Raw genomic sequence first — 3,972 nt, 5'->3', positions numbered from 1 at the left:
AAGCCGACTAACTGTTTTTTTCTGTCAAAATATATTTGCTTTTTAGGGAGGTAACTCTCTGTTATTGGTAATAAATTAAGAAAAAACAGGTTCCAAGAAAAAGTAAGTGCGGGCACCCACCAATGGTAAGGTTCATCCGAATATGTCATCACAATACAAGATAAAAAGAATATAAAGCTCAGAACACCACCAATAGCCATAGGACCAAAAAGCAAAGCTCTAGCAGCACTATTCCCGCACATTTCTATTTTATATCGCTCTGGGTGTTTTTGAATTGCTTTTTGCTTTCTTGCAGGTAAACCATATAAATAGCATAAACCTTTGAATTTACTCTTAAGGCTATTTAATCTCTCAGGGTAAAAAAAACAATTAAATCGCGTTTTTTTAGGCATGATATCAACGGCTAGGTAGTCATTATTTTGCATTACTTTCCTTATGCAATTGCTAATTCAAGTGAGGCATTTTCAATTGGCTTTTCAAACGCATCAAAATCTATCGGTAAAGTTAGACTTTCGTTGTAAATAAGTGTTGATGTTATTTCAACATCAAACACACTAATGTTCGGTGATTCAATTTCAAACTCATAGGTGGCTGCATTTAAGCTAAGGCTATTTTCATCAAATTCAGATAAATACTCTTTAGTGCCTTCAACCCAGCTTGAATTTCTATAAACATTTAACGTTGTTGGATGCCGCCATGAGTATTTTACATCTAAAAGCAACTCGGATTTCCCGACTATGAACATTGGTAATTCAACTTTTACTGTATGGTAATTGCGACTATCAAAAAAAGTAGGAGTATTAACAGTCACCTTAGGCGAGAATAATACGCTTTGGATATATTTAAAATATTGGTTTGGATCTGAGAAAGTATTGTAAATGGCTTCGTCTTCTCCAGCAAATACGCCTCGCTTATTTTTGGCAAACGGGCCAAACTTTGCCCATATTTCTAGCTTGCTATCGGTTAACCACACAGCAAGTAAACCAAATACGATAGAGCCTAATAATAATGCCCACCCCCATGGTCCAAGACTTGCGAATAGTATAGAGCAAATTAAGATGACACCCATCTTAACTATTCAGGCTGAATGTCGTTTTTATTTTTTAATTTGCGCGGCGTAAAGCCGCGCCTACGCAAATTTAAATGACTGTTTATTATGTCGTCATGTAACAGAGTCACCTAGGCGGCACTTGTGCCACCTAGGTTTGAATTCCTTTTCAGATTTTTAAAGAGCAATCGCGTTTAAACACCCGCAATAATTTGCATTGCAAGGGTTTTCATCAGGCGTTTCCAATACGGGGGGTTGTCTGGTTGGTTTAGGCTTTCATCTACTGGCCACTTTTCCCACGGTTTGGTGATTTCTTTATTTGCCCAGCGTTTAGGATTGGTGATGGCGCCGTCAAAATTAAAGCGGTAAATATCATCATCAAGTTCTTCTTCTATTTGCTTCATCTGCTTGTAGCTCATTAAACGCCAGTACTTTTCAGGGCGGTTATTTTGCTTATCAAAGTCGTGTGTTATCGGGTCAAGGTGACGAAATGGCTCTATTTCGGGTGAATCAACGAGCGGTTTGGTTAAATCCATAAAGCGCACAACGCGCTCCCATGTGTATTTGCAGTAGTTTGGGTTTTGTGGGTTGTCTTTTACGCGTATTTCACTAAATGCACCATGGTGGTTTTCGTAATCTTTATGGGCAATATACATTGCATGGGTTACACCATGGCCCTGTGAGTGGTTGGCTTTAGCGTAAAATGCCTCGATATCTGAGAACGGAAATGTCGAATGGCCGTGCTCATTTTTTTCTGCATTGTTTACTGACCACGAAAAGCTTACTGTTTGGTTTTGGCGGTCAAAATATACTTCGCGTTTAGGCAGAATATACCGCGCTAAAATGGGGCCGAAGTTTAAAAAGAATAAGTTCCAGCAAATGACGAATACTATAAACCAAACGGGTAGTTGTTCCGGGTTATCTGTGAATTGAGTATAACTCCACCCTAAAAAAAAAATTACCGAGACAATTGAACCTAATACCCCTAAAAATATTGGCCCTAATGTTAACCCTAGCGTCCAATCACCCGCATTATGAAAACCTAAATAGCGCCCTTCATTATCTAAGCTCTGAGGTTTCACTTTTTTATTATCTTCTTTCTCCAATAAAAATCTGACAATCATTAATCCTTTAGGTGAACTAAACTCATACATTTTTGAGGAAATATAGTGTTTAAAGTTCTGTGAATTTTCTAATATTCTTGCATTTAGTTTTGCAAATTTATATGAAATTGACATTAAAATCCTTTTCTATCCAAGCAGTGACTTACTGCTTGGGTTAAATCCTATTTATTTCTTTACTTAGCTATAAATCAATCATCAAAAATGAGGTGAATTTTTGCCACAGTGTTTTACCAAACTTTATCTCGCTTTCAGCTTTTATATCATCTGCATATTTCCACGGGAACTTAAATATATCCGGCGGTGTTAGCTTTCTGATAGGTTTACCCGTCAATAAGTTATTGAGCTGTTCTTCATCATTAAATTCATTAATGAGTAATAGTTTTTCCTCATTAACTCTCTTCTTGAAATGCTTATCGACCCGATACCAAAAATACTTAGGACGGCCATTCGCTTTATCAAACTCAGCGGTTGTTTTATCAAACTCACGGTAATATTCAAATTGTGGGATATCTGCTAAGGGTTCAGTTACATCCATGAAGTTTTGTAATAATTCCCAATGAATAAATCCACTGCTTATTAAGTTTGCTCCAGTCCTATCATAAGAAAAATCTCTCTGGTAATGTAATAAAGTAATGCCTCTGTAAGGAAAGCCGCTTCCAGGATTATTTTCCACACAATAGTGAGCATTAAACTCTTCAAAAAGCAATTTATCTTGTGTGCTACTTTGTTCATTAGATATGGTTACAGAACCATCTTTACGATGAAATAAAACCCCTGAGGACACTCTAATCCGGATTGCTTTCCAAATAGTTAGATTAAATAATTTAGATCCACTCCAAAATATAAAAACAAATAAAAAAGATTCAAGCGCTAGTTCAATACGACCAAATAAAGTGAAAAAAAACGGTAGAGTAAATAAAAAAAACAAAATACCTAAATGTGCTATTATCCAAAAAAAGACCAATGAATCCGTTATCTTACTCCCTTTTGTAGGCAAATTAAGAGTAAAATCATCATTTCCTAAAACTTTTCTATAATATTCAGCTTTCCCTGATAAGTTATATTTATAAGCTGAATCTTGAAAACTATCAAAGCAATGTCCAAACACTTTACCTCTTGGGTATATTGCCTGCTTACTTTGGTAACGACAATACATAGAGTCACGCTCATCAGTCGCTATTTCATCTCTAAATTTTGCATCTTGCTTACCTCTGTAAGCTGTGTCAGCATATTGCTCAAGCATATACTATTTCCTTAATTATCCATGCTTTATCTGGTTGTTCACCTTTATCCCAGTCATTACGCTCATCGATATCCACATAGGGCAAGGTCACATTTTTATCTAGGCGGTACTGCACTTTTACTTTCCAATCAACTTCAAAATGTTTCGGCCACATTGATAATATCGGAATAGTATATTTAAACCCGGTTATAGCTCCTGATTCAGTGTTTTCTTTTTGGATTATTTGCCAATTTTTATGATCGTAACGGAATTCCTGCTCAAAATGTAAAACTCCTTCATCTTCAATTTGATATACCTGAACGAGAAGTTCCGATTGACCTAAAGCAAAGTTTGGTGTGTCTACATCAATGGTTAACTGGCAATGGGAACCAGTTAGCTTTTTAACCCCTAATGTAACATTTGGACTCATCAATGTGCCTACTAATGCGGCGTAACGAAATTAAGATGACACCCATCTTAACTATTCAGAGTGAATATCGTTTTTATTCTTCAATTTGCGCGGCGTAAAGCCCCGCCTACGCAAATTTAAACAGCTATATTACATCGCCTGTAGGCGG

Annotated in this window: 4 protein-coding genes and 1 pseudogene; all 5 read right to left on the bottom strand. The window is 36.5% G+C overall.

The genetic code is table 11. The features are described from left to right. Positions 1-425 (bottom strand): annotated as a pseudogene (locus tag H5158_RS22185) (hypothetical protein); the annotation flags it as partial. An 8-nt stretch (positions 426-433) separates the two neighbouring features. After that, entirely contained in the window at positions 434-1,069 is a 636-nt protein-coding gene (locus tag H5158_RS22180) for a hypothetical protein (RefSeq protein ID WP_259399479.1), read from the bottom strand. Between the two features lie 173 nt (positions 1,070-1,242). Beyond that, positions 1,243-2,286, bottom strand: a complete 1,044-nt coding sequence (locus tag H5158_RS22175; protein ID WP_182740925.1) for a hypothetical protein — start codon at positions 2,284-2,286, stop codon at positions 1,243-1,245. 67 nt (positions 2,287-2,353) lie between these two features. Further along, complete coding sequence (locus H5158_RS22170) at positions 2,354-3,415, bottom strand: hypothetical protein (protein ID WP_145242466.1); 1,062 nt, start codon at positions 3,413-3,415, stop codon at positions 2,354-2,356. Continuing rightward, positions 3,408-3,824, bottom strand: coding sequence for a hypothetical protein (locus tag H5158_RS22165; RefSeq protein ID WP_182740924.1), 417 nt, complete (start codon positions 3,822-3,824; stop codon positions 3,408-3,410). Before H5158_RS22165 ends, H5158_RS22170 begins: the two co-directional genes overlap by 8 nt. Positions 3,825-3,972: the final 148 nt, after the last annotated feature.

Source organism: Pseudoalteromonas sp. SR45-6, assembly GCF_014163545.1.
GTDB lineage: Bacteria > Pseudomonadota > Gammaproteobacteria > Enterobacterales > Alteromonadaceae > Pseudoalteromonas > Pseudoalteromonas rhizosphaerae.
The sequence above is the reverse complement of the archived record's forward strand: the minus strand, read 5'-3'. Positions and strand labels throughout refer to the sequence as shown.

What these genes read in the sequence shown, in the direction of transcription:
- H5158_RS22180 (WP_259399479.1), bottom strand. Translation starts at nt 1,069, where the DNA reads ATGGGTGTCATCTTAATTTGCTCTATACTATTCGCAAGTCTTGGACCA.
- H5158_RS22175 (WP_182740925.1), bottom strand. Translation starts at nt 2,286, where the DNA reads ATGTCAATTTCATATAAATTTGCAAAACTAAATGCAAGAATATTAGAA.
- H5158_RS22170 (WP_145242466.1), bottom strand. Translation starts at nt 3,415, where the DNA reads ATGCTTGAGCAATATGCTGACACAGCTTACAGAGGTAAGCAAGATGCA.
- H5158_RS22165 (WP_182740924.1), bottom strand. Translation starts at nt 3,824, where the DNA reads ATGAGTCCAAATGTTACATTAGGGGTTAAAAAGCTAACTGGTTCCCAT.